General features: G+C 54.7%; 19 protein-coding genes. 13 read left to right on the forward strand and 6 right to left on the reverse strand.

Features of this window, described 5'->3' with window-relative positions:
* Positions 1 to 98: 98 nt before the first annotated feature.
* The gene (locus FOE74_RS18180; protein ID WP_225840878.1) at positions 99 to 2084 is read left to right on the forward strand and encodes an OmpA family protein; all 1986 of its coding nucleotides are present in this window, start codon (positions 99 to 101) and stop codon (positions 2082 to 2084) included.
* 576 nt (positions 2085 to 2660) lie between these two features.
* Here FOE74_RS18180 and FOE74_RS18185 read toward each other — a convergent pair.
* The 4 genes from FOE74_RS18185 to FOE74_RS18200 all read right to left on the reverse strand — a co-directional run bounded on the left by FOE74_RS18185 (position 2661) and on the right by FOE74_RS18200 (position 9034).
* Positions 2661 to 4454 carry a hypothetical protein gene (locus FOE74_RS18185; protein ID WP_149100062.1) on the reverse strand — a complete coding sequence of 598 codons (1794 nt, stop codon included), beginning with the start codon at positions 4452 to 4454 and terminating at the stop codon, positions 2661 to 2663.
* A gap of 2 nt (positions 4455 to 4456) precedes the next feature.
* Positions 4457 to 6679: a DUF4175 family protein gene (locus tag FOE74_RS18190; protein ID WP_149100063.1), complete on the reverse strand. Its 2223-nt coding sequence runs from the start codon at positions 6677 to 6679 to the stop codon at positions 4457 to 4459.
* Positions 6680 to 6887: 208 nt separating this feature from the next.
* On the reverse strand, positions 6888 to 8435 hold the full coding sequence (locus FOE74_RS18195; RefSeq protein WP_188686965.1) for a BatA domain-containing protein: 1548 nt from the start codon (positions 8433 to 8435) through the stop codon (positions 6888 to 6890).
* A 113-nt stretch (positions 8436 to 8548) separates the two neighbouring features.
* Positions 8549 to 9034, reverse strand: coding sequence for an RNA methyltransferase (locus tag FOE74_RS18200; protein ID WP_149100065.1), 486 nt, complete (start codon positions 9032 to 9034; stop codon positions 8549 to 8551).
* A 268-nt stretch (positions 9035 to 9302) separates the two neighbouring features.
* Between FOE74_RS18200 and FOE74_RS18205 the strand changes: the two genes are divergently transcribed.
* From FOE74_RS18205 to FOE74_RS18235, 7 genes are all read left to right on the forward strand, one after another.
* Positions 9303 to 10553 (forward strand): efflux RND transporter periplasmic adaptor subunit, encoded by a 1251-nt coding sequence (locus FOE74_RS18205; protein ID WP_149100066.1) that lies wholly within the window; start codon positions 9303 to 9305, stop codon positions 10551 to 10553.
* 12 nt (positions 10554 to 10565) lie between these two features.
* A complete protein-coding gene (locus tag FOE74_RS18210) occupies positions 10566 to 12047 on the forward strand; it encodes a TolC family protein (protein WP_225840879.1) in 1482 nt (493 codons plus the stop codon).
* A 403-nt stretch (positions 12048 to 12450) separates the two neighbouring features.
* On the forward strand, positions 12451 to 13143 hold the full coding sequence (locus FOE74_RS18215) for an ABC transporter ATP-binding protein (protein WP_149100067.1): 693 nt from the start codon (positions 12451 to 12453) through the stop codon (positions 13141 to 13143).
* A gap of 10 nt (positions 13144 to 13153) precedes the next feature.
* Complete coding sequence (locus FOE74_RS18220) at positions 13154 to 14398, forward strand: ABC transporter permease (RefSeq protein WP_149100068.1); 1245 nt, start codon at positions 13154 to 13156, stop codon at positions 14396 to 14398.
* On the forward strand, positions 14395 to 15576 hold the full coding sequence (locus FOE74_RS18225) for an ABC transporter permease (protein ID WP_149100069.1): 1182 nt from the start codon (positions 14395 to 14397) through the stop codon (positions 15574 to 15576). Before FOE74_RS18220 ends, FOE74_RS18225 begins: the two co-directional genes overlap by 4 nt.
* Positions 15577 to 15765: 189 nt before the next feature.
* A complete protein-coding gene (locus FOE74_RS18230) occupies positions 15766 to 17148 on the forward strand; it encodes a sigma-54-dependent transcriptional regulator (protein WP_149100070.1) in 1383 nt (460 codons plus the stop codon).
* Positions 17132 to 18463 carry a sensor histidine kinase gene (locus tag FOE74_RS18235; protein WP_149100071.1) on the forward strand — a complete coding sequence of 444 codons (1332 nt, stop codon included), beginning with the start codon at positions 17132 to 17134 and terminating at the stop codon, positions 18461 to 18463. The genes FOE74_RS18230 and FOE74_RS18235 overlap by 17 nt, the downstream gene beginning before the upstream one ends.
* 340 nt (positions 18464 to 18803) lie before the next feature.
* Here the strand turns inward: FOE74_RS18235 and FOE74_RS18240 are convergent, their stop codons facing one another.
* Positions 18804 to 19712 (reverse strand): DUF72 domain-containing protein, encoded by a 909-nt coding sequence (locus tag FOE74_RS18240; RefSeq protein WP_149100072.1) that lies wholly within the window; start codon positions 19710 to 19712, stop codon positions 18804 to 18806.
* A 420-nt stretch (positions 19713 to 20132) separates the two neighbouring features.
* Here FOE74_RS18240 and FOE74_RS21330 point away from each other — a divergent pair, with 420 nt between their 5' ends.
* Both FOE74_RS21330 and FOE74_RS18250 read left to right on the forward strand, forming a co-directional pair.
* Entirely contained in the window at positions 20133 to 21026 is an 894-nt protein-coding gene (locus tag FOE74_RS21330; RefSeq protein ID WP_188686967.1) for a septal ring lytic transglycosylase RlpA family protein, read from the forward strand.
* A 242-nt stretch (positions 21027 to 21268) separates the two neighbouring features.
* The gene (locus tag FOE74_RS18250; RefSeq protein WP_149100073.1) at positions 21269 to 22168 is read left to right on the forward strand and encodes a toxin-antitoxin system YwqK family antitoxin; all 900 of its coding nucleotides are present in this window, start codon (positions 21269 to 21271) and stop codon (positions 22166 to 22168) included.
* A gap of 252 nt (positions 22169 to 22420) precedes the next feature.
* Here FOE74_RS18250 and FOE74_RS18255 read toward each other — a convergent pair whose 3' ends face one another.
* Positions 22421 to 22774, reverse strand: coding sequence for a YraN family protein (locus FOE74_RS18255; protein ID WP_149100074.1), 354 nt, complete (start codon positions 22772 to 22774; stop codon positions 22421 to 22423).
* A gap of 153 nt (positions 22775 to 22927) precedes the next feature.
* Between FOE74_RS18255 and lipB the strand changes: the two genes are divergently transcribed.
* The 3 genes from lipB to FOE74_RS18270 all read left to right on the forward strand — a co-directional run bounded on the left by lipB (position 22928) and on the right by FOE74_RS18270 (position 25152).
* The gene (gene lipB / locus FOE74_RS18260; protein WP_149100075.1) at positions 22928 to 23650 is read left to right on the forward strand and encodes a lipoyl(octanoyl) transferase LipB; all 723 of its coding nucleotides are present in this window, start codon (positions 22928 to 22930) and stop codon (positions 23648 to 23650) included.
* A complete protein-coding gene (locus FOE74_RS18265) occupies positions 23647 to 24051 on the forward strand; it encodes a hypothetical protein (protein WP_149100076.1) in 405 nt (134 codons plus the stop codon). Before lipB ends, FOE74_RS18265 begins: the two co-directional genes overlap by 4 nt.
* A 66-nt stretch (positions 24052 to 24117) precedes the next feature.
* Entirely contained in the window at positions 24118 to 25152 is a 1035-nt protein-coding gene (locus FOE74_RS18270; protein WP_149100077.1) for an MraY family glycosyltransferase, read from the forward strand.

Raw genomic sequence — 25152 nt, forward strand, 5'->3', positions numbered from 1 at the left:
TGCTGAAGGATTAGCGCCCCTTGATTTGGGGCTGTTTTCAGCAAAACCGGCCTGAAACAAGCGCCCCATCACCCTCCAACTAGTGCAAGAACAGAATTGTGAAGATTTTTTACCTTTTACTGCTGCTGATCATCGTCCGTTGGGGAGCCCCTTCTGCCACCCTGGCGCAGGCCAATACCTCCAAGGCAGACAAGCAGTACAATAACTTTGATTACGCCCTGGCGCTGGAAGAATACAAGAAGCTTCTGGAGAAAGAGCAGCCTACCCTCCATATCACCGAGCGCATTGCGCATTGCTACCGGCTCATCAACCAGCCCGGCTCGGCCCAGTTCTGGTACCGGCAGGCCCTAGGCTTCCCGGGTGCTGCGCCGGTCAACCTTTACTATTATGCCAATGCCTGTCGCCAGAACGGCGAGTACGCCACTGCCAAGCAGCATTACCTCCTTTTTGCCGAACACGTGCCCGCCCGGCGCGAAGAGGCCCTTAAATTAGCCAAGGCCTGTGACCTGGCCCTGAGTTGGATAGACCGTCCGCTGGGCATAGACGTGGTGGCCGACAGTGCGCTCAATACTTCTTTCGCTGATTTTAGCCCGGTTTTCTACCGTGATGGCCTGGTGTTCTCCTCTGACCGCGGCCGCAGCCAGAACGGGGCCGACCAGAAAGTGTACGGCTGGACTGGCACGCCCTTCCTGCAACTGTACTCCGCTGAGCGGAAAGGGGCCAACTCCTGGGGCAACATCAAGCCCCTGGAGAAAGCCATCAACACGCAGTTCCACAACGCCATTGCCACCTTCGCGCCCGACTTCAACGAAATCTTCTTCACGCGCACCAAACGGGTGAAGAACCGGGTACTGCCCGATGAACTCCTCACCGAGAACAACTGGCAGCGCTACTCTAAGAACGACGAGTTCATCAACCGCCTGGAGATCTACAGCGCCACCTTCTCCAAAGGGAAGTGGCAGGACGTGAAAGCGTTCCCGTTCAACCGGGGTGAATCTTATTCCGTGGGGCACCCAGCGCTTTCGCCTGATGGAAAGGTACTTTACTTTGTCTCTGACATGCCCGGCGGCCACGGCCAAACCGACATCTACTTCACCGAGCGCCAAGCCAACGGCGCCTGGTCTACCCCCGTGAACGCCGGCCCCACCGTTAATACCAGCGGCAAAGAGGTGTTCCCCGTGGTGCACGCCGACGGTACCTTGTATTTTTCCTCAGACGGACACATGGGCATGGGCGGCCTGGATCTTTTCTCCGCCGAAGGGAGCCGCGCTTCCTGGAGTAACGTGGAGAACCTGTACTACCCGTTCAACTCGCCGCGCGATGATTTCGGGCTGATTTATGAAACAGACGGCAAAAGCGGCTACCTGTCCTCTAACCGTGAGGGCGATACCGGGTCAGACAACATCTACCGCTTCAAACCCACCGAGATTCCGTGCAACCTGGCGGGGGTAACGTATGTGCGGGTGCCTAACCGCAACGGGCGGGCCCGCCAGATGCCGGTGGGCGAAGTGAAGCTGGAAGTGATTGTGAACGGGGATGCCTCCAAGCCCCTGCAACTGGAAACCGACGCCAGCGGCCGCTTCTTCTTCGCCGTGAACGCGAACCAGACCTACTCCATCCGGGGAAGCAAGAAAGGCTACCTCACCCGTACGTTCCACGTCATGCCCGACTGCCGTAAAGTCACTGATACCATCCAGATTGAGATGGTGCTGGACCGCGATACGCCCAACCAACCCATTGTGCTGGAGAACATCTACTATGACCTGGACAAGCACACGCTGCGCCCAGAGTCTATTGCCGAACTGGACAAGGTAGTAGGCATGCTGCGCGACAACCCCACCATCCGGATTGAATTGAGTTCGCACACAGATAGCCGCGAAAGCCACAAATACAACCTCATGCTGTCCCAGCTTCGGGCCGCCAGCGCCGTCAAATACATCATCTCCCAGGGCATTGATGCCAAGCGGGTGGTAGACAAAGGCTACGGCGAAACCAAGCTGTTGAACCGCTGCAAAGACGGCGTGCCCTGTTCAGAGCAAGACCATCAGATAAACCGCCGCACCGAGTTCAAGATCATCAAGTAGGTTCGGTTATTTTTCTTTAGCGGTTTATAGGCTCCTTTTGCAGAAGAGGTGCAAAATCCTTCCGGGCTCATCGCGTTGGCTAAGTTGGCTTTCGCAGAAAGAGAATTTGGGTTACAGGTGAATGCCACACCATGCTATTGAATGCCGCGCCATCTCTTTCTGAAAAAAAGTTGGGATAGATGGATCTGGCGCTAAGGCTGTTTAGAGCCAGTTTTGGGAAAACAGGCTCTAAACGGGCAGGGCTGCTTTCATCTAGGGTATACTTTGTTTTGTGGCGTGACTAGAATGCGAGGTGAAAGCTTCACGGGAGTTCCAAACTCCCGGAAAGGTTAAGTCCAAGTTGGAAACTTGAACCAGAGATAGTGGCTGAATTTATAGGTAGTAGTGGGAACCAGTAACAGTGGGAACCAGAGATAGTAGTGGAAACCAGAGATAGATGGAACCAGAGGTAGCAGGGAATGGATCAGCTTTGCCTGAACAGGGAGAGCAGCTGACAAAGCGTGAAGAACAGGTTCACAAAGCGTTAAAACCGTAGTGCCCTGCCTTAAACTGTTGCCAGAAATCCTACCAGCCGCTCTACAGCTTTTCCTCCACCCACAAATATGCGAGTAGGACTAACAACACGGCTCCTATGGGCCACAAAGAAAGCGGCTCCTCCTTCTCTGTTTTCTGCGAATGAGCTACGGTGGGCTTTAGGGCCTCGGCCCGAAGAAGCGCCTTCTGCCGTTCCTGCACGTGCAGCGTCTGCCAGGCCGAGGCCGCATGCACGTACACCGGGGCTTGCACCTTTTCGTTTACCCGCAAGGTATGCCACCCGGCCGTCTGGGGCCAGGCTTGTCCCTGAAAAGAAGCGCCTTCCTGTTCGTCCTGCACGCCATATACCGCTGCCTCCTGGCCGTTTCTGGTAGCTGAAACAAGTACCGCGTCCGAACCCGGAACACTTAATTGGAACGGGAGCGGCTGGCCTACCTGAAAGGGGACAGGCGTAGTACTAAAACTCACCGGGGAGCTAGGTCCCGGTTTGGCCAGGGCGGTTAACAAAGTGGCCCAATACTGCTGATACAAGGTTTCTTTCCCTTCCAAGGCCAAAGGAAACGTCTCCGTTACCAGGCTGATGCCTACCTGCCCCATCCCTTTGCGGTACCGCAGGGCCAGCGTCTGTCTGGGGTTCTGGTGCCAGGCCAAAGCTTCTTGTCCTTCTTTTGGGTGCAGCAGCAGGTGGGGCAACGGCAGCATTGCCGTAGGGCCTGCCTGCTTTGGCCATTGCACCGCCCCTATTTGGGCCTGCTTTCCCTGAATTGCCCTGAAATCTCCTTCCAGGAAAAAAGAACTTGGTTTGGGCGCTTTCTGTGAAACGGTGGTCAGTACCCCCAGGCCCTGCGTCCGGACGGCCTGTTGCAGCGCTCCCTTCTCGGCAGCGCCCAGGCTTTGCAGGGTAGCCTCATCCAGCAGAACCACATCAAACTTCTGCAGTAAGCCAGGGGTGAGCCGGTTCAACGCCAGGGCGGGTAAATTAACCAATTCTGTTTGGTAAATGCCTTTGCTCACCTGGTTCTGGATGGCCACGCTATGCCCCTGCTGGGCCAGGGCGTTCTTCAGGAATTTGCCTTCAAAAGACGGCGCCGAGGAAAGCAAAAGCAGGCTCAGCTTCCGAGGGGTTTTCACAGTGAGGGGAAGGACTTCCTGGTGAAGGGAATCCTGCGCGTCTTTCCACTGTAGCGCGTACACAAACTGGCCCGTCGCCTTTGGGGTGAACCTGAGCGAAAATGCCTGCTCCTGCCCCTTCTTTACTACCACGGAATCGCGGGGCCGGCCAGCTGCCTGTAAGTACACCGTTATGTTTTGGTCTGTAGCGCCAGAGAATCTACCCTGTACCTGCACCTCCTCACCCAAGGTGATATCCTGGGGCCATGAAGCCGCCAATACCCCGTTGGGTACGGGGCTAAGGTGGGGCACCATACGGAGGCCAGCAAGTGCATTCAGTTCTTCGGCCGAGAGGCCGTGGCCCAATACGTGCACCCTCTTTACCGCCGGGTTCTCCCGCTGAAAGGTGCCCAGGTCTGCTACCGCTTGGGTTTTAGGCGCGTTTTGGCCAAAAGAGAACACCTGGGGCCGGGGCCGAAGTTTATTCAACAGCGCCTGCAGGGTGTCGGGGCTGTAGCCCGGGGTAAGGAGGATGGCCTCGGTGGCATTGTACGTGCGGGTGATGTTGGGCGGGGACAACAGCAGCACCAGGCAGGCCACCACGCCCCAGGTAACCAGCAGGCGCGAAACCAACCGGCAGCGGTCTGGGCGACGCAGAGCCAGCCACGTGCACCAGGCACCCAGCAGGGCCGCAGAAACCAGAAGAAAAGGCAAAGGAAGCGCCATGGTTAGTTGAGCCGGTTAAAATAGTCCTGCGCCAGTTTTTTGGGGCCGCCGGAAGAAACCGGTTTCTGCGGCGTTTTGGTGGAAACGGGCAGAAAACGGTGCAAAGCAGCTTCTACGCGCGTGAGGCAGTCCAGGCAAAGGGGACGTTGGGCCCTGATGGCCTGGGTGAGTTGCCGGATGTCTTGCAGGGCCCGTAGGTACGCGCCGGGTTTCCGCACGGCAGCCGCGCCTAACTCTTGTCCGGCCCGTTCCAGCAACGCGGCATCGGCGGCGGAAGGCGTGGCGCCTTGTCTTAACTGTGCCACGCGGGGCAGTGCTTGCCGGGCGCCGGTGGCTGTCTCCTGGGGTTTTACCTGCCGTTGGGCCTGTACCGTCTGTACTTTGCTGAGATCACCTGAGAGGCGTTTCTCGGGTTCTTTGAGGGGTGGCGGCTCAAACCCTGATTTCTTCACGTACACCCGCGACTTCTGTTGCACGTCTTTGAGTAGGCGCAAAGCTTTGTACTCAAAGGGCAAGGCTTCTTTGGGGCGGGCGGTGCGCAGCCGCAGTTCCGCCTCCCACATCTGCGCCAGGGCACCTTTGAGCTGGGCTTTGATGGCGGGCTCAAAGAAGGTGGCCGCCTCTTCCTGGTCGTGTTTGTGCAGGTAGGGATCCAGCAGTTCGTCCATCTTGGCTTCGTGCTCCGTGCCTCCCTTGGCGGGGATGGAGTGGTCGTGGCCGTCGTCGTGGGTGTGGCCTTCGGCTAGTTCCGGGGGCAGGGCGTTCTTGCCGATGGCGGATTCAAACTCTTCGCCCAGGAACTTGCCGTAGCGCAGGCGCAGCAGTTTTTGGTCTACCCCAATGTTGTTCGCCCGCTCCCGGAAAACCGTGGGGGAAAGGCTTTTCTGTTCCTGGAGCAGTTTTTCGGTGTCTATGATGATCTGGCGCTGGCTCCGGAAATACTCGGGGTTGGGATTCACGCCCAGGGAAAGGTCGTCCATGGTTTCCACCACAGTGGTGTCTTCGATCTCTACCAGAAAAGCCTCTGTGCGGGTGTAGCCGCGGTAGTTGTCCTGGGTTTGCAGGTAAAAGTAGAGCTCATCGCCGTAGGTCATGCCCAGGGCCTGCAGGTTCAGCGTCTGGTTCAACTGTACCTGGCGGGGCTGCCCGGCGAAGGAAAGACGGAGCGGGATGCGCTGCTCTCTGAACTTGACGGCTTCGCCTTCGCCTTTGGCCACCGTGGCCACCAGATCCGCGGAGCGGAGGCCGTAGTCATCGCGCAGCGTGGCCTGCACCGTCACGCGCTGCGGCTCCCCGAAGAGGATCTCGGTGTATTGCTTGGGTTTCTGGATGCTGATGGAAGGCGCCTCGTCTGGAATGACCTCTATGGAATAGAAGTCGGAGGCCTGACCGTTCAGGCGCAGGTGGTACAAGGTGGCCTGGGTGAGGGGGAGGGAGGCGGTGTAGGTGTTCTCCTGCCCCGCCACCCGCCGCAAAGCCATAGGTTTCTGGGTGCCCAGTACTAACTGGAAAGATGCCACGGCTTGGTTTGTCTGCACCGTCCAGGTTACCTGGGCTCCGACTTCAGCCTTGAACGAGGGCGTAGTGACGGCGTAGGGGGCTTTGCGCGTGTACCCCGGCGGCGTGATGCGGAGGTTCAATTGCTCTATGGCTGCCAGAATGGTCTTGGGTTGCGCTACCGGTTCCTGTACATTGGCTGAGGTGCCGGGGGTGGTTGTGGCGGTTTTCTCCGTGGTTTGCGTAAAATCGGGCAGAAACCAGAGGCCGACAGCTAAAGCTATGCCTAGGCTCAGCAGAATCCAGCCGCTTTTGAAGCTTTCGCCCACGGCTTCCTTCAGCGGAAGCTGGGGTAATACCGAGGCCACCCGTTGGCGTTGCAGTTGTGGTAGCAAGGCCAGCTGTTCTTCGGGCTGTAGCAACAGTTCCGTACTTTCTTCCAACTGCGGAAACTTCCGGTTCAGATGCCGGGCTATTTGGGGCAGGCCGGTTCGCTTTTGCCGTTCCCGCCATCGCATGGCCTGAAAGCCTGTGGTCAGCAGGATTACCAGAACGGCAGCAGTTCCACCCCCAACCCCGCCCCAGTCACGGTACATCCACACCAGCAAGGGGGCTACCACGCCCAGTTCCTGCAGCGCGAACAGCCCCACCTTCCGGCGAAGGTACTGCGCCCGTACCTGTGTTAGCAAGGTAGTGGGTGAGGTGCTATGGGAGGTGAGGTGGGGCAAAGCTTAAGCTAGTAGGTAAGTAAATATAAATGTAAGAATTAAGTCTAGGTGAAACATAGCGTCCTTTTCTCCTTTGTCATCTTGGAAAGATCTTGTGGGCGAACGGTAATAGCGTTTCTCAAAGCCTTTCTAGTTCGCTCACAAGATCCTTTCAGAATGACATAAGCTATGTTTATTCACTGGATTTGTACGCGATGTTGAAAGATGATCATGCCTTGCTTCTTACTTTTCTTCCTGCCAGCCACCGCTCCAACGCCAGCAACAGCGCCAGGGCTCCTATCAGCCACAATTTCAAATCCAGCAGTTCTTCTGTTTTAAGGCTGGTTTCTGAGATTTGGCCGGTAAACGGTTGGGGGCTTTCCAGGTCTTTTCTCAACGCCCGGGTGTCAAAACGGGTGCGCCAGGAAGGATTTTCCGGGAAGAGCAGGCGCAAAAGCAGTTCCGGGAAATGGCCGTTCTGGGGCAAGGCATTCCAGGAGGGGTGAAAGCGGCTGTAGAACCGGTAGTGGGTTTTTCCGGCCTCCTGGTGTTGGGTGAGCAGCGGGCGGCCAAAACCGTCTTGCCAAAGCATGCTGGCTGTAAGGTTTTCCGGGGCAGCGGTGCGTTGCTGGAGCGTAATGGGTTCAGTAATGCCGGGGATCTGCAGCCAGCTGTTGGTTTTCTGCACTTGGGCGGTGCCAGGGGCATCTTGCAGCGTTTTTACTGTGTTTTCAGGGAAACGGGCCAGAAAAGGTGCCAAAGGTTCATAGCTTAACCAGAAAACCCAGGCGGGGGCGGTAGTAGGCAGAGGCTGTGTTTCAGGTGATACTTGGAGCGCAAAAGCGACGCCCTTAAAAGCCAAGGCGGCTTGCAGGGCGGCCCGCAGGTACCGCACATCGGCTTGCCGCGAGGGAGCGTACCGCACCAGCACCTGCAGCGGAGATTTGGTCAAGACTATGGTGTTTCGGGCACCGCCCAATAGGGTCAGGGAATCTGCGTTGGCATGGGAGGTGAGTTGCACGGCAGGAGCGTCCGGTACGGAAACGGACTGCCCGGCGGCGGGTTTGGGGACTCTCCGCTCCAGAAAGGTCACTTTTTGCTCATCGCTTTGGCCTAGCCGCAGCAGGAGTTGGCCCGAGGGCGTGTAATGGGCTTCCTGCAACCATTGATTCGTTTGAGGTACGCTGACCGGAACCCAGGTGAGGCCCGCCCGCAAAGAAGGGTATTCGCCGCGGTGGTGGCGCAGCAAGTGGGTGCTGAAGATCCAGGCGCGGGCGTTGGCGGGCAGGCTTCGGTTGAGCACGCGCAGCATGGCCCAGGCATTGGTAGAATCTGAAAAAGCCTCGGTTTTCTGAAAGCTGCTGATAGACGTCTCCTCGTTTAAGAGCAGTTTGGGAAAACTAGGCTGTAATTGATGCACCTGCCAGCCTTTTCGCGCCAAAGAATCTACGGTGGCGGCTATCTGCGGCAGGTAGCGGGGCTGTAGTAGCTCAGGGTGGAGGTACACCCGTTGGTCAGGCACGGCGGGCACCTGGTGGCGCCAAACCGGCCCCGCCAGTACCAGGGCCAGCAACACCAGCAGAAGGCACCGCAACAGCAGCAGCCAGGGGGCCGTCAGGCGGAAGCTGCTCATCTTCTGGCTCACCGACGGTTGAAGCCAACGGATGCTGCCTACCTGCACCGTCTTAGGCGGCTTTTTATTCCATAAATGAATGGCAATAGGCACTGCCACGCTGGTGGCCGCCCACAACCACGCCGGGTTCAGAAACTGGAGCAAGGTCAGGAATCAAAAATTCAACAGGTACCACATAGCAGGCACCACTGCATGGGGCTGCCACACCCAATATATAGAGTGCTTCCTGAATATCCTATTCAAGCAATGGCAGAAGGCTACAGCTGCGGCGGGAGCGGCTGGGCCAAGTGGGTTTTGAGGTGCCGGTCATAGAGCATGATGGAACCTGCCGCCGCCACGTTCATGGAGTTGCTGCCAGGCAGCTGCACAAGGTGGTGGCAACGGGCGCGTACCGCCTTGGAAAGACCGTGGTCTTCAGAGCCCAACAGGTAAATGCACCGTTCCGGGTGGGTGAACTGCTCAATAGGAACCGCTTTCTCGTCTAATTCAATGCCTACCAATTGGCAACTGAAAGGCAGGTGTTGAAAAAGATCATCAAAGTCTGTGTAATGGAACAGCGGGATCTCCTTCCAGCTCTTACTTGTGTCTGACGACTGTTTCTTATATCGTCGGCCCACGGTGAAGAGGAAACTGGCACCCAGGAGCGAGGCCGACCGCCAGAGCGTGCCAACGTTTTCCTCGGTTTTAGGTTCCATGATCCCAATCCCGAAGTAGCCTTCAAAATGCGCCTTGTTTCTTGCCATGTTTCTAGGTCTCAGTGAAAGTGAAGAGCCAAAGACCAAGGCAAAGATAGTATTAGCCTTTCCCTTTCAAGGCTACTTTTCTGAAAACACGCTGAAAGCGATCTGTTTTCCTTTCCTGAAACCCACCTTCTGAAACCTGTCCAGTTCTGGATTCGCTGTCCAGAACTGGACAATTCTGTTGTGAAGAATAGAAGTTAACTATTTGTTAATCAATAGTATACACAATGGCATAGTGCTTGGATAACAGAGGAGGCAAACCTATACAGAAATGGACAGAGAATTATCCCCAGCCGTAGTACAACAAGCCAAACGCCGAAGGGTGTGGCAAATAGGCGCGGCGGCCGTGGCGGTGCTGCTGGGCGTCTTGGCGTTCAGGCTGGTGCTGGAAACGAACGTCTCCAGATCAGAGCTCCGGTTTGCCACCGTAGAAGTAGGCGCCGTGGAGGCTTCTTTGACCGCTTCTGGCGTGGTAGTCCCTGAAAACGAGGAAGTCATTGCCAGTCCTATCCAGGCCAAGATTGAGCGGGTGCTGCATACGCCCGGCGACCATGTGGCGGCCGGTGAGCCCCTCCTGCTCCTGGACAAGCAGACGTCGCAAACGGCGTTTGAAAAACTTCGCGATGAGCAGCAACTGAAGCAGAACAAAACCGCCGAACTCCAGAATGACCTGCAGAAAAACGTAAACCAACTCCGCTCCCGGTACGCCGTGCAGGAAGTGCGCGTGAAAAGCCTGCAGGCGGCGCTCGCCGATGAGCAATACCTGCTCTCTATTGGTGGCGGCACCCAGGAAAACGTGAAAAAAGTGGAATTAGACCTGAAAGTGGCCTCTCTGGAACTAACCCAACTCCAACGCCAGATCCAGGATGAGCAAGCCGCCGCCCGCATCGGGATGAAAGGCGTGGGTTATGAACTGGAAATGCAGCGCCGCGACATTGGCCAACTGCAGCGCCAACTGGAACAAGCCGATGTGAAAGCCGTGCGCAAAGGCGTAGTGACGTGGGTGAACGAGGAAGTGGGCGCCACCGTGAACGCCGGGGATCCCTTGGCCCGCGTAGCCGATCTGAGCAGCTTCAAGATCAAGTCTACCATTTCAGACACCTACGCTGAGCAGTTGAAAGTAGGCGGCCCGGTCACGGTACGGGTGAACAACACAGATTTGCGCGGCGAGATTGCCAATGTGCAGCCCAAAGTGGAGAACGGCATCATCACGTTCTATGTGCGGCTGCAGGAGAAAAACCACCCCGCCTTGCGCTCCAATCTGCGGGTAGAAGTTTTTGTGCTCACTGATTTCCGGCCCAACGTGCTGCGCGTGAAAAACGGGCCTTTCTTCACCGGCTCGCCCCAGCAGGAAGTGTTTGTGGTGCAGGGCGACAAAGCCGTGCGGCGCACCCTGAAAACCGGCGCCAGCAGCCTGGATTTCGTGGAACTGCAGGGCGACATTGCCGTGGGCGAACAGATCATCCTCTCCAACACCAAGGAGTTTGTGCACCTGCAAGAACTTCAACTCTCAGACGACTAAGGCCCCGTATCCATGAAATCTACTCTATTATATATAGTGTTGATCAGTTTCCTGAAAATGCCGGTGGCGCAGGCCCAGCAAAGCCCGCAAAACGCAGAAACGGCACGGCGCCTGACCCTGCAGGAAACCATAGATCTGGCGCTTTCTTCGTCTACGGCCTCTAAACAAGCCGCCACCAACAAGACCAGCAGCTATTGGCAATACCGCACCTTCAAAGCCGCGTACCGTCCGCACCTGTCGCTGACCGGTACGCTGCCAGATTTCTCCCGAAGCATTGTGCCGGTTATCCAACCAGATGGTACCACAGATTTCAAAGCCGTGTCTATCAGCAATTCTGAAGTGGGGCTGTCGGTGCGGCAGGCGGTAGGGTTCACGGGCGGCGAGATCTTTATTACCTCGCAGAGCCAGCGCTTTGATGACTTCAACCAGAGGTTGCGGCGCTACAATTCGTTTCCGGCCATCATCGGGTTTTCCCAGCCTATCTTCGGGTTCAACCAACTGGCCTGGGACAAGAAAGTAGAGCCCCTGCGGTTCCAGGAATCAGAGCGGCAGTTCTTGGAAGACCGCGAGACGGTGGCCACCACCGCTACCCAGCGTTTCTTTGAGGTGCTGTTGCAGCAGGTGAATTTTGAGATCGCCTCTAAAAACGTGGAAAACAACCAGTCCCTGTTCCGGGTGGCCCAGGAAAAGCATCGGCTGGGACGGTTGTCCAGAAACGAACTGCTGCAACTGCAACTGAGCCTCATGAATGCGCAAATGGCCCAGGCGCAGGCGGCCACTGACCTAAAAACCATGGCCATGCAGTTTGCCGCCTTTGTAGGGCTGCCGCAGGGCGAGAAAGTAGCGGTGCAAGCCCCGGTGGAGGTGCCCACCCTGGAGGTGAAAGAGCAAACCGCTCTGGAACAAGCCCGCCTGAACCGCAAAGAACGGTTCCAGTACGAACGCCGGGTGCTGCAGGCCCAGAAAGACGTGGCCGAGGCGCGGGGCAAAGGAGGGTTCAACGCCAATTTGTACGCCACCTTCGGGCTTACCAAAAACGCCGACAACTTCCAGGAAAGCTACGTGAGGCCTGAGAACCAGCAACAGGTAGCCTTGGGGTTCAACATGCCCATCGTGGATTGGGGACGGCAGAAAGCCCGCGTGAAAACCGCTGAAGCCAACCTGCAACTCACGCAGTACACCGTGGAGCAGGAGCAGACCAACTTCGAGCAGAGTGTCTACACCCAGGTAAATCAGATTGAGTTGCTGCAGGAACGCCTTAAGATCACCGCCGCCGCAGACTCCATTGGGCAGGAACGCTATGACATCACCAAGGCCACGTTCCTGGTGGGCCGCATCAGCATCACCGACCTGAACATCGCGCTCCAGGAAAAAGACCAGGCCCGCCGCGCCTACATTGCGGCCCTGCAAGATTTCTGGGTGGCCTATTACCGCCTGCGCGCCCTTACCCTGTATGACTTTGAACGAGGCGTGCCTTTGTTAGCAGAAAATTGATAGCGCTTTTCAAGTCTGTTTTCTGAAAACCGGGCTAAAATAGAGCACGCATTCCGTCCCCCTTTGAAGGGGGTAGGGGGATGACCAAGGCGGAAGAAGAACCTTAGGCAACTGCAAGGGACAAGAACAAAATGATTCTCGGGAATGCCATGATCAGCACGAGAAATCATCCCCCTACCCCCTTCAAAGGGGGACAAAGAAGTAACAGGCAACATCTGAATAAGGGCTGTTCTCCGGAAATCAGGCCTTAAACAGATTGGAGGAAATCATCACATTGCCACATTTTCAAATCTTCAAATTTACACATCAGCACATTACCACATCAGCACATTACCACATCAGCACATTACTACATCAGCACATTACCACATCAGCACATTAACGCATTAGCACATTATAACATATGATCCAGTTACAAGACATTGAGAAAGTCTACCGCACCAAGACCATTGAAACGGTAGCCCTGAACCGCGTGAACCTGCTGGTAGAACGGGGTGAGTTTGTGTCCATCATGGGGCCTTCTGGTTGTGGCAAGTCTACGCTGCTCAACATCATGGGCCTGTTAGATGAGCCTACCTCTGGCTACGTGGCCATAGACGGCAAGCCGGTCAAAACGCATTCAGACCGCCAGCTGGCCAAGCTGCGCAACGAGAAAATAGGCTTCGTGTTCCAGAGCTATCACCTGATCCATGATCTGAGTGTCGTGGACAACGTGGAGTTGCCGTTGCTGTACCGTCCTGTCTCAGCGGGGGAACGCCGCAAGAGCGCCCTGGAGGCGCTGGAGAAAGTAGGCCTGAGCACCCGCACCAAGCATTTCCCCAGTCAACTCAGCGGGGGGCAGCGCCAGCGGGTAGCCATTGCGCGGGCCCTAGCCGGAAACCCGGAGATCATTCTGGCAGATGAGCCTACCGGAAACCTGGACAGCGTGATGGGGAACGAGATCATGGACATTCTCCTGCGCCTGAACCAGGAAGAAGGTACCACCATTGTGATGGTGACGCATGACGAGCACATGGCCCTTAAAACCAACCGCCTCATTAGGTTCTTTGACGGGCAGCAAGTGGCAGATTCCATGGTGATAGAAGCGCAGATCTAACCGCACGGCTATGTTAAAGAATTACATCAAAATTGCCTGGGCGGTGCTGAAACGCCGCAAATTCTTCACCTTCATCAGCTTGTTTGGCATCAGCTTCACCTTGATGGTGCTCATGGTAGTGACATCGCTCTTTGACCATGCGTTTGGCCCCCAGATGCCGGAGCGCCAGACAGAGCGGTTGTTGTTTGTGAACATGATGCGCGAGCAAGGGGAACAAGGCTACAGTAGTAGCGGGCCACCCAGCTACTATTTCCTGGACCGGTACGTGAAGAAGCTGCAGACCCCGGAGAAAGTCTCCATCAACTCTGTGTTCACCACGGTCAACAGCTATGTGAACAACCAGAAGCTGACCTTAGACCTCAAGCACACAGACCGGGCCTTTTGGGAGATTCTGGATTTTGAGTTCCTGGAAGGCCGGGCCTTTACCCAGCAGGAAGTAGCCAACGCCAGCCACGTGGCGGTCATCAACCAGAACACCCGCCAAAAGTACTTCGGCGATGCTCCGGCCATTGGCCAGCGCATTGAAGTGAACCAGGTGAAGTACACCGTGGTGGGGGTGGTGAAAGACGTACCCGTTCTGCGACTCAATTCTTACTCAGACGTGTGGGTGCCCATCACCTTACGCCGGAATGAATTCCTGAACGACCGCTTGCGCGGTTCCTTCTTTGCCATCATCCAGGCCAGGAAACCAGGTGACCTCCCTAAGATAAAAGAGGAGTACGCCCGCATGATGACCCAGGTGGAAATCAAGAACCCCAAGGATGTGTCTACCCTGTACTCTTTCCCAGACACCATTCTGGAAACATTTGCGCGCACTACGCTAGGGGGCAGAGGCGAAAACTCTAATGTGGGCTATTTCTACACGCTTCTGGCCTTGGCCGCCTTTCTGTTTATGCTGTTGCCTACCATCAACCTGGTGAACATCAACATCAGTCGCATTATGGAACGATCTTCTGAGATCGGCGTCCGGAAAGCCTTTGGGGCGTCTTCCAAAGTCATCATTGGTCAGTTTGTAGTGGAGAACGTGTTCCTGACCCTGATAGGCGGTTTGCTGGGGCTCGCGTTTTCGCTTGGCGTCATGCACCTCATCAACAACAGCGGCGTCATTGCCTATGCAGACCTGGGCCTGAATGTGCGGGTGTTTGCCTGGGGTCTGCTGCTCTGCCTGGTATTCGGGCTGATTTCCGGGGTGTACCCCGCCTATAAAATGTCACGTTTACACGCCGTTGAGGCACTGAGAGGAGGTTCAAAATGATACGCCATCTGTTTAAACTGATCTGGAACCGGAAGAAAAGTAACTTCCTGCTGATCTCTGAGATTTTCTTCTCCTTCCTGGTGCTGTTTGGAGTGCTCAGCTTTGCGCTCTACAATTACCACAACTACCGCCAGCCCCTGGGCTTTACCCATGACAATGTCTGGCAGGTCTGGATTAACCCCAACACAGATTCTACTGCCCAGAACCTGGCGGTGCAGGAGCAATTGTTGCAGCGGGTCCGTAGCTTTCCAGAAGTGGCCCATGCTTCCCTGGCCAGTTCCAACACACCCTTCTCTTTTAACACCATGAACGGCGACCTGACCTATGAGAAGGGCAAGGAGGTGGAGACCCACAATTTTGAGGTGCAGGATGAGTTCAAAGACGTTTTGGGCCTGCAACTAAGCCAAGGCAGATGGTTTGGGCCCCAGGATAACAGCAGCCTTCACCCGGCCATTGTGATTAACCAAAAGCTGAAAGGTGACTTGTTTGGTTCAGAAGACCCTCTGGGGAAAAAGGTATCCGCCAATGATTCTACCCACTATACGGTCATTGGAGTGGTAAACCATTTCAGACCCGCCAGTGAGTACGCGGCAGAGGAAGGCGCTTTTTTTGGCCGTATCAATCTATCTAAGGACAACAAATACGTGTGGACTGGCCTTCTCATCAAGGTGAAACCTGGTACGGGGGTGGCCTTTGAAGAGAAAATGGTAAAGGAGATTTCGGCTATTGCCAAAGGCTGGTCAATTGAGGTGACTACGCTGGAGAAAATGCGCCAAAGTAAAGCTAAAATGACGCTGGTGCCCTTGGTGGCAATGGCGGTGGTCTGCGGGTTCCTGGTGTTCAACGTGGCCTTGGGGCTCTTTGGCGTGCTATGGTATAACATCAACAAGCGCACGTCTGAGATAGGCCTGCGCCGGGCCATGGGCGCTACCACCCGGCAGATCAGGACTCAGTTTGTGGGCGAGGTGCTGGTGATGGCCACTTTCGGGTTGCTGCTGGGGCTGTTGCTGGCGGTGCAGTTTCCGTTGCTGCAGGTGTTTCAGCTGTCCCCGGCCATCTACTGGCAGGGCATTGGTACCGCTGCGGTGCTCATCTTTCTGCTGGTCGCGCTCTGCGCGCTTTACCCCAGCCAACAGGCCTCCCGCATACAACCGGCCGTGGCCTTGCATGAAGAGTAGGATTGCTTCCTAAATCCAGCTGCCTTTGCGCCTGTTTTTCTGAAACAGGCGCAAAGCACCTCTTATCAACAAGGGTTCCAGCTGGCAAACCTGAGCCAGTAACAAAAGGGTTTGTTGCCAGCACTTTCTTGTCTTGTATTTCAAAAACAGCCTAAAAACGCTACCTTCACCTTCCCGCTTCCCAAGCCCATGATCCTGATTATTGACGATGATGTAGCCGTACGGGCTTCTTTGAGCTTGTTTCTGAAACAAGCCGGCTTTGCCACAGCCCAAGCCGAGGGGCCGGAAGAGGCCTTGCAAGTGGCGGCGAAACAAATGCCCCAGTTGGTGTTGATGGACATGAACTTCGCCCTGGAAACCACCGGTGAAGACGGGCTGCAGTTGCTGGCGCAATTGAAGAAGCTCTATCCGGCAGTGCCAGTCATTCTCATCACCGGTTGGGGATCCATCAACCTGGCCGTGGAAGGCATCAAAGGCGGCGCCGCCGATTTTATCACCAAGCCCTGGAACAACGACCACCTGCTCCAGTCCATCAGAACCGCGCTAGAACTGGCCCAGCCGACCGCGGAACCTACTTCAGGAAAACTCACCCGCAAATCTCTGGACGACCAGTACGACTTCTCTATGATCGTGGGCGAAGATCCCGGGTTGCTGCAGGTGCTCCGCAACGTGGGGCAGATCAGCGCCACAGATGCCTCCGTGCTGATTGAAGGCGACAGTGGAACAGGCAAGGAGCTTATTGCGGAGGCCATCCATAGAAACAGCCACCGCCGGAAAGCGCCGTTTGTGAAGGTGAACCTGGGCGGCATCTCGGGTAGTCTGTTTGAGAGCGAGATGTTCGGGCACCGGCGTGGCGCGTTCACTGATGCCAAAGCTGACCGCGTGGGTCGTTTTGAGATGGCCAACAAGGGCACTATTTTCCTGGATGAGATTGGCGAGCTGGACTTGAGCAGCCAGGTGAAACTGCTGCGCGTGCTGCAAGACCGTACCTATGAAGTCCTCGGCGACAGCCGCTCCCGCCACCTGGACATTAGAGTGATCTGCGCCACCAACCGCAACCTGCAGGAAATGGTGGCCGAAGGTAAATTTCGGGAGGATCTGTATTACCGCATCAACCTCATCACGGTAAAGCTGCCGGCTTTGCGCGAACGGGCGCAGGATATTCCCAGGCTGGTGCAGCATTTCGTGAATAACCTCAAGGTCACCTACCACAAGCAGGAACTGCAGGTAAGCAACAAGGCCTTGAAATGGCTGCGCGAACTGCCCTTGCCAGGAAACATCAGGGAGCTGAAGAACCTGGTGGAGCGCACGGTGCTGGTTTCCGGTAAAAGCCTGCTGGAGGTAGAGGATTTCCAGAACCAGCTGCAAGGCGGTTCCCGAAAACTGGACGAGAAACTGCTGCCCTCCGTGGGCGCCATGACCCTGGACGAGTTGGAGGCCAACATGATCAAAAAGTCCATGGCCTATTATAGCAACAATGTAAGCAAAGTAGCCAAAGCTCTGGGTGTGAGCCGTGGTTCACTGTACCGCAGGCTGGAGAAGTTCAACATTCCGTATGACACTGCGGAGTAAGTTTCTTTTGACGGTGGGGCTGCTCTACGCGGCCATGGGGGTACTGGCCTGGCAACTGCTCACCTACAACAAGATCATGTTTGTGGCCGCCGAGGGGTTGATTCTGCTCAGTCTGGTGTTCACGGCTAGGCTCTACACCGCGTTTGTGCGGCCGCTCCACCTCATCGCTGCCGGCGTAGAATCTATCCGCGACCGCGATTTTTCCATCAAATTCATAGAAACAGGCCAGAAAGAGGTAGACCAGCTTATTCAGGTGTACAACCAGATGATAGATGAGCTACGGCAACAGCGCGTGACCCAGACCGAGAAGCATTTTCTGCTGGAGCGCCTCATTGAAGCCTCGCCCTCGGGCATTATCCTGCTGGACACCTATGACCGGGTGGCGGGCCTGAACCCGGCAGCGGCTGTGCTGTTGCAAACCTCAGGGAGAGAGGTAGTAGGGAGGCCGCTGGAGGAGCTGCCCAGCCACTGGGGGAACTCGCTGGGGAAACTGCCCAAGGACGAGCAGCGCGTGATCAGGCCCAACGGCATTGAGACGTACCGCTGCCGTAAGATCCGGTTCCTGGATCGAGGCTACCACCGCTACTTCATTCTGGTGGAGGAACTCACGCAGGAACTGCTGGAGAAAGAGCGCAACGCCTACGAGAAACTCATCCGGATGATGTCGCATGAGATCAACAATTCCATTGGCGCGGTCAATTCCATCCTCCACTCCTTCTCCTATTTCTCGCCGCAACTAAACCAAGACACTCGCCCCGACTTTGACGAGGCGCTACAGGTCTGCATTACGCGCAACCAGAACCTGGCCGGTTTTATGGCCAATTTTGCCAATGTGGTGCGTATTCCGCCGCCCGTTCAGCAGCCCGCAGATTTGCATGCTTTGCTGCACAGCATCCACCGGCTTATGCTGCCAAGCTTTGAGCGGAAGCAGGTGCGCTGGGAATGGGAACTGGCGGCGCAGATTGGCCCCATTATGCTAGATGTGCAGCAGATGGAACAGGTATTGATCAACGTAGTTAAGAATGCTCTGGAAGCTACGGACGAAGGCGGCTGGGTGAGGGTACAGACCATTGCCTCACCGCCGCAACTGATGATTCTGGACAACGGCAAACCCATTACGCCCCAGGTGCAGGAAAAGCTGTTCTCCCCGTTCTTCAGTACCAAAGCCAATGGGCAGGGCATAGGGCTCACCATGGTGCGTGAGATCCTGCTGCACCACCATTTCCCGTTCTCCCTGGAAACTGGCCCGGATGGCCTTACCAGGTTCCATATCGCTTTTACCGAAGCCACTCCCCTGGCCTCTGCCCAGAGCTAAAGCTACTTGGCTGTTTTAAGCTGGTTTTGCAGAAAATAAGCCAAAAGCGCCGGCTCAAAAGACCTCGTAGCGTCTGAAAGTCCTGCGAGTGTCTGTGCCAATTACCGCTGCTCATGAGTCCTGTAAATCGGATTTATTCTGAACATCCTGCTTCTGGCAAAAGGGCCCCCTTAGACATAGCTTGCTTACCGCACAGTAAACAAAAAGACCTCACAGGTTTTCAAAACCTGTGAGGTCTCTCCGTACTTCTGTTTTTGCACTGTTTTTTAGAAAACAGGCGTAGAACCAGGCCGGTTCTGCTCTTAGGCTGATTAATCCAGAACAGAGGCACAAGGCTGGCCTAAAACAGACTACCCTGCACAAACTGCTGTACTTTCTGTGGCCGGGGCAGCTGGAACCCGGTTCGTTTTTCCAGTTCTTCCATGAGGTATACCAAGGCCGGAGGAGCATCCAGGATGTCTTTCTGGTGCATGAAGAAATAAACCGTTTGAAGCCCCTGGTCCAGCCATTGGTGCAGGCGGTCTGCCCAGGCCTGCAGGCGGGTGTAATCTGAGCGTACCAGGCCGTGGCCGTTGAACCGGATCATGGCCGTAGGGGTGGTGAGGCGCATGTGCAGCACATCTCTGCGGCCCGCCACGTCCGTGAGCACGGTGGTGATCTGCCTTTCTTCCAGGGTCTCAAAAGCCTTGCGGGTCTGGTCAGATTCCTTGAACCAGTTCTCATGCCTGAACTCTACCGCCAACGGCACCTCAGTGGGGAAGTGCCGCAGGAACTGCTCCAGCAAAGGCCACTCATCTGGCTCGAAGAACGGGGGCAGCTGTAGAAAGGCCATGCCCAGGCTAGGCCCTAAGCCCAGAATGGCCTCGCAGAAAAGCCTGGTGGGCTCGCCTACGTTCTGGAGCAACTGGTCATGGCTGATGATCTGCGGCAGCTTGGGGCAGAACATAAACCCGGGCGGCACCGCCTGGCGCCACCGGCTTATGGAGGTGGCGTCTGGAATGCGGTAATGGGTGGTGTTCATCTCCAGGGTGTTGAACTGGCGGGCGTACCAATAGAGCAGCTGCGCGTCCTGGGCCCCGGCAGGGTAGTAGGTGCCAATCCAGGGTTTGTTTGTCCAGGTGGGGCAGCCCAGGTAGAAAGACGGGCGGGTCGGCCGTTGGCTTCGGGCCAATACCTGCTGCGTGGCCGGGTGGTCTACGGGCAGGCTGAAGTCAACCTGGGAGATGTCTGGGAGGCGTCCGAAATCCATGGGTTTAATATATGTTTTTACCTATATAACTGCTAAAATCGGAAGCAATTGTCATGAAAATAGGGGGTTGCGCTAAGTTTTTAAGAAAAAAAACGTTTTTATTTTCGTCTTTCTATTTTTCTAAGGATTTCATGCTTTCGGGCTGATGTAATTTTAATCCTATTCTATGGTTGAAATCGCGGTGTAACGGCTGTATACGCAGAAAATAAGTTTTCAAAAGTAAGCAGCTTTGGCATACCATGATTTATGAAATTAGTGATACCAGGTAATTTTTAATTTGCATATTTCAATAAAAACGTATTACTTTAAGAAGTTGTTGAGGCTTGCGTAAAGCTGGCTCTACGGTGGGAGGCTTGTTGGGAAGAATATTGTTCCTAATTTTGTCCCCTTGAAATTGATGTTCCACAGAAGAAACCTAAAATGGGGATACAGAAAATTTACTATGCGCTTACCGTTCTTTTCATTTCTTTCCTTCCTTTTGCACCTTCTGCCTCTGGGCAGGACGTGGGTGATAAGCAAAAAGGCTTAGCATCTTGGTACGGCGCCAAATACCACGGCAGACCTACCACCAGCGGAGAGATCTATAACCGCCATAAACTCACGGCGGCCCACAATGAACTTCCTTTAGGCAGTAAAGTAAAAGTAACCAATAAGGCTACCGGCGAGAGCGTGGTAGTGAGAATAAACGACCGCGGCCCTTTCAGTGGTGCCCGCATTATTGACTTATCTGAGGCCGCGGCCAAGAAAATCCACTACCGCAAACAAGGCATCGCCAATGTGACGGTGGAGGTAGTGAGCCTGCCAGAATCTTTCCTGGCCAGCCGGGCCAAGGTGGAAGAGCTGAAACCGAAGGAAAAACCAGTGGTCACAGAGGCTTTGGCCCTCACTGTGCCCGCCAAGATACCTGAGACCAAAGCAGCAGCCACAGAAGCCCTTGCAATTACCTCTCCTGCCGTAGCACCTGTTGGTCCCGTTGTCTCCACTCCTGCCGCCGTACCTGCCACGCCCATCGTTGCGCCTTTGGTACCTGTCTTGGGCAACACGAAAGTGTTCGTGATCCAAGCCGGTGCTTACGGTAACCTGGAGAACGCAGAAGCCCAGGTAGAGAAACTCCGGAAGCTATACCAGAAAATGCCGATTGCCTTGGTGGAAGAAACCGTGAACGGGCAGAAAGTACACCGTATTCTGGCCGGGCGCTTCGTGACCAAGGCTACCGCTGATCAGGCGCGCCAGGATCTGAATAAGAAAGGGTTCCAGGGATTGGTCAAACAGGCCCCAGAGCCAGTTTCCTTTGCCAGCTCCAAGGCCCTCTAAGGTTCCATTGTTTCGCTTACGCTTATGCTTACCGCCAGGCCTGTGGTAACAGGCCTGGCTTTTGGGTTCCTGTCGCCTTTTCCATAAATCACGCCCAAAACAGGTAAATCTGAATTTTATTTGCGCTAATTTGTTCTTCTGTCATGCTGAGGCATCACCAAGGGGGTAAGTTCCGTAAAGGGCTGCTATATCAATTGGCGATTTAAGAACGTTATCACAGAAACCGGTAAGTTGATTCTGCTATGCGCAAGAGGAGCATTTGGGCAAAGGCCTTGTTATTAATGGGCGTCATCTGGGGGCTGCACCAGGAAACCCAGGCCCAGATCATAGGCAAGGAAAAGAAAAAGCTGTTCTTCTGGCAGAAGCCGAAAGACCTGCTGGTGGTAACTCCGGTAGATACCGCCCTCCTGAACGATTCCCTGGCCCGGCCTTCTCTGGCCACAGCCGCCGCTGACAGCGTGGTTGATAAGAAGAAGGAGAAGAAAGAATCCAAGAAGAAAAAGACCTACTTCGGTTACCGCGTCAAGAAAGGCTTCGCCCGGCAGGGCAAAGGCAAGAACGAGATCGTGGAGACCTTCTATTACCTGCGTGAGTACCAGGCACCCAACCCCTACGTACGCGACAAGCACTACTTTGACGTAAAGAAGCGGAAGATCTTCCGGTCGCCTACTTTAGATCCTTCCAAAACCCCCATGCTGATCCTGCACGGGCCCTATACCAAAATGCGGGGCGACGTGCTCATTGAGCAAGGCTATTTCTTTGTGGGGGCCAAGCACCTGCGCTGGGAAACCTTCCGGACGGACAGTACCCTTACCCAGCGGCAGCACTACGAGAAAGGTTTCCTGCGTGATGCCGTGATCTCTTACTATGACGCAGCCAAGACCAAGATCAAAGAGGTGATTCCCTACCAATATGGTCAGGTGCAGGGCGAATACTACAAGTTCTATGAGAATGGCCAGTTAGAGTGGCAAGGCACCTATGATAAAGGCCGCAAAGTGGGCACCTGGATCAATTTCTATGATTTCAGGGGCCGCCGCCAGTTTGAGTTCCAGTACGCCGAGTCAGCGTTTGACAAACCCATAGAACCCGTGCTGGTGAAACAGTATGACCGACATGGTACGCTGGTATTTGAGAAGAAATAAGAATATCATCTTGCTTTCCATCTCAGGAAGCTTCAAACAAAGAACCCGTTTAGTGCCCGTTTTTTCTGAAACAGGCTTTAAACGGGTTCTTTGTTTGAAGCTTCTTGGTCTGTGGCTAATTTTCAGCCGCAGTGCGTGACAAGGGCAGTAAGTTCTCTTAAGGTTCACTTAGGTTTACTAAGGCTTTTTATTAAAACTACCCCAAAACGGGGCATCCACCGGCAGAGGCAGTTCTGGGGTTCCAGGGCTGCGTTAGTGGAAAGCGTCTTCTATGTGCAGGATATCGGGTTTCCCTTGGGTCCAGAGCACAGAGACAATGTCAAAACGCACCTCGTGGGGCCATTGGTGCTGCTCTATATAATGTTCGGCCGCCAGCTGCAGCATCTCCTCTTTCTTGGCGGAGACCGCCTCTTCCGGAAACCCGTATTGGTGGGTGCTCCTGGTTTTGACCTCTACCAGCGCCAGCACCTTTCCTTTCACAGCAATCAGATCTACCTCAGCGCGTTTGTACCGGTAATTTTTTTCCAGCACCCTGTAGCCCAGCCCCGTTAAATAGGCCTCTGCCGCCTGTTCGCCCCGCTTGCCCAAAGTAGTATTATGCGCCATTTTTGGTAGGTGCTGGTTTAATGAGTAATTTGCACAGTTTTCTGTTTACAAAGCCTTCTATACGTGAAGAGTAGGTTTCTGTATAGGACAGTAGAAAGGCGATGCCACCTGGCGGAGTAATCATTATACATAGAGGAAGAAGGCCGCAGAACCATGACGCAGAACAAAGACATTTCTTTTGAGAAGTTGGGCTTGGTAGATTACCAACAGGCTTGGGAGTACCAGGAGCGGCTGCTGAAGGAGATTGTAGACCTGAAAACCCAGAACCGGGCTTTGCCTGAATCTGAAAAGCACCTAACCCCTAATTACCTGTTGCTTTGCCAGCATCCGCATGTGTACACGCTGGGCAAAAGCGGCCATGAGTCTAACCTGCTCTTAGATGAGCAGGGGCTGGCAGAAAAGGAGGCAACCTTTTATAAGATCAACCGTGGAGGAGATATCACGTACCATGGTCCGGGCCAACTAGTGGCCTACCCCATCCTGGACTTGGAGAATTTCTTTACCGATATCCATCAGTACCTTCGGCTTCTGGAAGAGGCTGTGATTCAGACCTTGGCTGCGTATGGCTTGCAGGCCGGTCGCATTGCCGGTTTGACCGGGGTGTGGCTTGACTTTGAGGAGCAACGCAATCCCAGAAAGATCTGTGCCCTGGGCGTGAAGTGCAGCCGCTGGGTGACCATGCATGGCCTGGCCCTCAATGTGAATACGGATTTGGCGTATTTCGGGAATATTGTGCCGTGCGGTATCACAGATAAAGCGGTGACCTCCCTGGAGAAGGAAATTGGAAGGGCCGTGCCTTTGGAAGAAGTAGAGGAAAAACTACTGCAGCAGCTGGAGCGGCTATTTGAAGCAAAGATGTTAGAACACCACGTATGAAGAAAGATATTGATTTCCATCAGGTAGAAGGCGTGTCCATTGCCATTGCGCGCGAGGTGAATGACCTGGGGCAGGAAGAGTGGAATGTCTACTTTATTAACAGCAATGAATTTTACCTGGAGAACGTGCTGATCTCCACCAAAGGGTATGGGCACCTGAACGGCGACGAGGTGAAGACCTCTGTGCTGCGGCACATGTTTGACCAGATGGCCCCTAAAAGCGCTTTGCAGGTAGAGCCCATTGACCCGGCCCTGTTCCAGATCACCAATGAGTTCTGGGTGAGCTACTACATAGGCAGCACCATCTATGACAAGCGGTTCGTGTTCGTGCCTGGCAGTGTCATAGAAGAGAACCTCAGCGCTATTTCCATTCTGGAAAAAGAGGGGGTACTGCATTCTTAGCTTTTTTGGGGCTTCCAGACACTGTGGTCGCTATCCCCTTGCTTTAAATTTAACATTAGACATGGCATGAAATTTCTTACCTACCTGCTTTCCTTTAGTTGGTCTTTCTTCATTGCTTTATTTGCTATCCCCTCCATTGTATATGTGGCGCATTTAAAGAACATTCTGGACCAGCCTAATAAGCGTACGGTGCACGTGTCGCTTACTCCGCGGTTAGGAGGTTTAGGGGTTTTTGCCGGTTTCATGTCAGCGTTGACCATTTTTGGCGACCTGTCAAATGGCGTGCAGCAAGTGTTGGCCGGGTGTATCATCCTTTTCTTTGGGGGGCTCAAAGACGACCTGGTGTCCATTTCGGCTTTCAAGAAGTTCCTGATGCAGGTGCTGGCCACCGGGGTGGTCATGTTCATCGCAGATATCCGAATCACCAGTTTCCAGGGGATCTTCAACATCCATGACCTGCCCGACGGATTAAGCTACGGCTTCACGTTCTTTACCATTGTAGGTATCACCAACGCCATTAACCTGATAGATGGCCTTGATGGCTTGGCAGGTAGTATTGTGACCATCATAGTGGCTACGTTCGGTTTCTTTTTCTGGTACGCCCACATAGATACCTACTCTAATTATGCAGGGGTGGCGGTTTGTTTGATGGGGGGCTTGTTGGGCTTTTTGCGCTATAACTTCTACAAAGCCCGCATCTTCATGGGAGACACCGGTTCTTTGCTCTGCGGGTTTGTAGTGTCTATCATGGCTATCCAGTTCATTGAGATGCGGGCCGTGCCGTCTTCGCCGGTAGTAGCACTAGGGGTGCTTTTTGTGCCGCTGTTTGATACCATCAGGGTTTCTTTGATCAGGGTGTTGAAAGGCGTTTCTCCTTTTGCCCCAGACAAAAACCATATCCATCACCGTATCCTGGCCATGGGGTTCAGTCAGGTGGCCACCGTGGTGATCCTGGTTTTGCTCAATGTGCTGGTGATCCTCTTTGTCTTCAATTTTTCCCATTGGGGAAATCTGAACCTGCTGCTCTGTCTCCTGGGCTTTTCCGTGGTGCTAAGCTTTGTATTAGGTTCGTATTCTGCTAAATCTACCACAAGTACCTAA

The sequence above is a fragment of the Rufibacter glacialis genome, from assembly GCF_008271745.1.
GTDB classification, from domain to species: domain Bacteria; phylum Bacteroidota; class Bacteroidia; order Cytophagales; family Hymenobacteraceae; genus Nibribacter; species Nibribacter glacialis.

Bases quoted from the DNA above. Each gene is read 5' to 3' on its own strand.
- FOE74_RS18185 (WP_149100062.1), bottom strand. From the start codon at position 4,454: ATGGCGCTTCCTTTGCCTTTTCTTCTGGTTTCTGCGGCCCTGCTGGGT.
- FOE74_RS18220 (WP_149100068.1), top strand. From the start codon at position 13,154: ATGTTAAAGAATTACATCAAAATTGCCTGGGCGGTGCTGAAACGCCGC.
- FOE74_RS18210 (WP_225840879.1), top strand. From the start codon at position 10,566: ATGAAATCTACTCTATTATATATAGTGTTGATCAGTTTCCTGAAAATG.
- FOE74_RS18265 (WP_149100076.1), top strand. From the start codon at position 23,647: ATGAAGAAAGATATTGATTTCCATCAGGTAGAAGGCGTGTCCATTGCC.
- FOE74_RS18250 (WP_149100073.1), top strand. From the start codon at position 21,269: ATGCGCAAGAGGAGCATTTGGGCAAAGGCCTTGTTATTAATGGGCGTC.
- FOE74_RS18235 (WP_149100071.1), top strand. From the start codon at position 17,132: ATGACACTGCGGAGTAAGTTTCTTTTGACGGTGGGGCTGCTCTACGCG.
- FOE74_RS18225 (WP_149100069.1), top strand. From the start codon at position 14,395: ATGATACGCCATCTGTTTAAACTGATCTGGAACCGGAAGAAAAGTAAC.
- FOE74_RS18230 (WP_149100070.1), top strand. From the start codon at position 15,766: ATGATCCTGATTATTGACGATGATGTAGCCGTACGGGCTTCTTTGAGC.
- FOE74_RS18200 (WP_149100065.1), bottom strand. From the start codon at position 9,034: ATGGCAAGAAACAAGGCGCATTTTGAAGGCTACTTCGGGATTGGGATC.
- lipB (WP_149100075.1), top strand. From the start codon at position 22,928: ATGACGCAGAACAAAGACATTTCTTTTGAGAAGTTGGGCTTGGTAGAT.
- FOE74_RS18240 (WP_149100072.1), bottom strand. From the start codon at position 19,712: ATGGATTTCGGACGCCTCCCAGACATCTCCCAGGTTGACTTCAGCCTG.
- FOE74_RS18255 (WP_149100074.1), bottom strand. From the start codon at position 22,774: ATGGCGCATAATACTACTTTGGGCAAGCGGGGCGAACAGGCGGCAGAG.
- FOE74_RS18205 (WP_149100066.1), top strand. From the start codon at position 9,303: ATGGACAGAGAATTATCCCCAGCCGTAGTACAACAAGCCAAACGCCGA.
- FOE74_RS21330 (WP_188686967.1), top strand. From the start codon at position 20,133: ATGGGGATACAGAAAATTTACTATGCGCTTACCGTTCTTTTCATTTCT.
- FOE74_RS18215 (WP_149100067.1), top strand. From the start codon at position 12,451: ATGATCCAGTTACAAGACATTGAGAAAGTCTACCGCACCAAGACCATT.
- FOE74_RS18270 (WP_149100077.1), top strand. From the start codon at position 24,118: ATGAAATTTCTTACCTACCTGCTTTCCTTTAGTTGGTCTTTCTTCATT.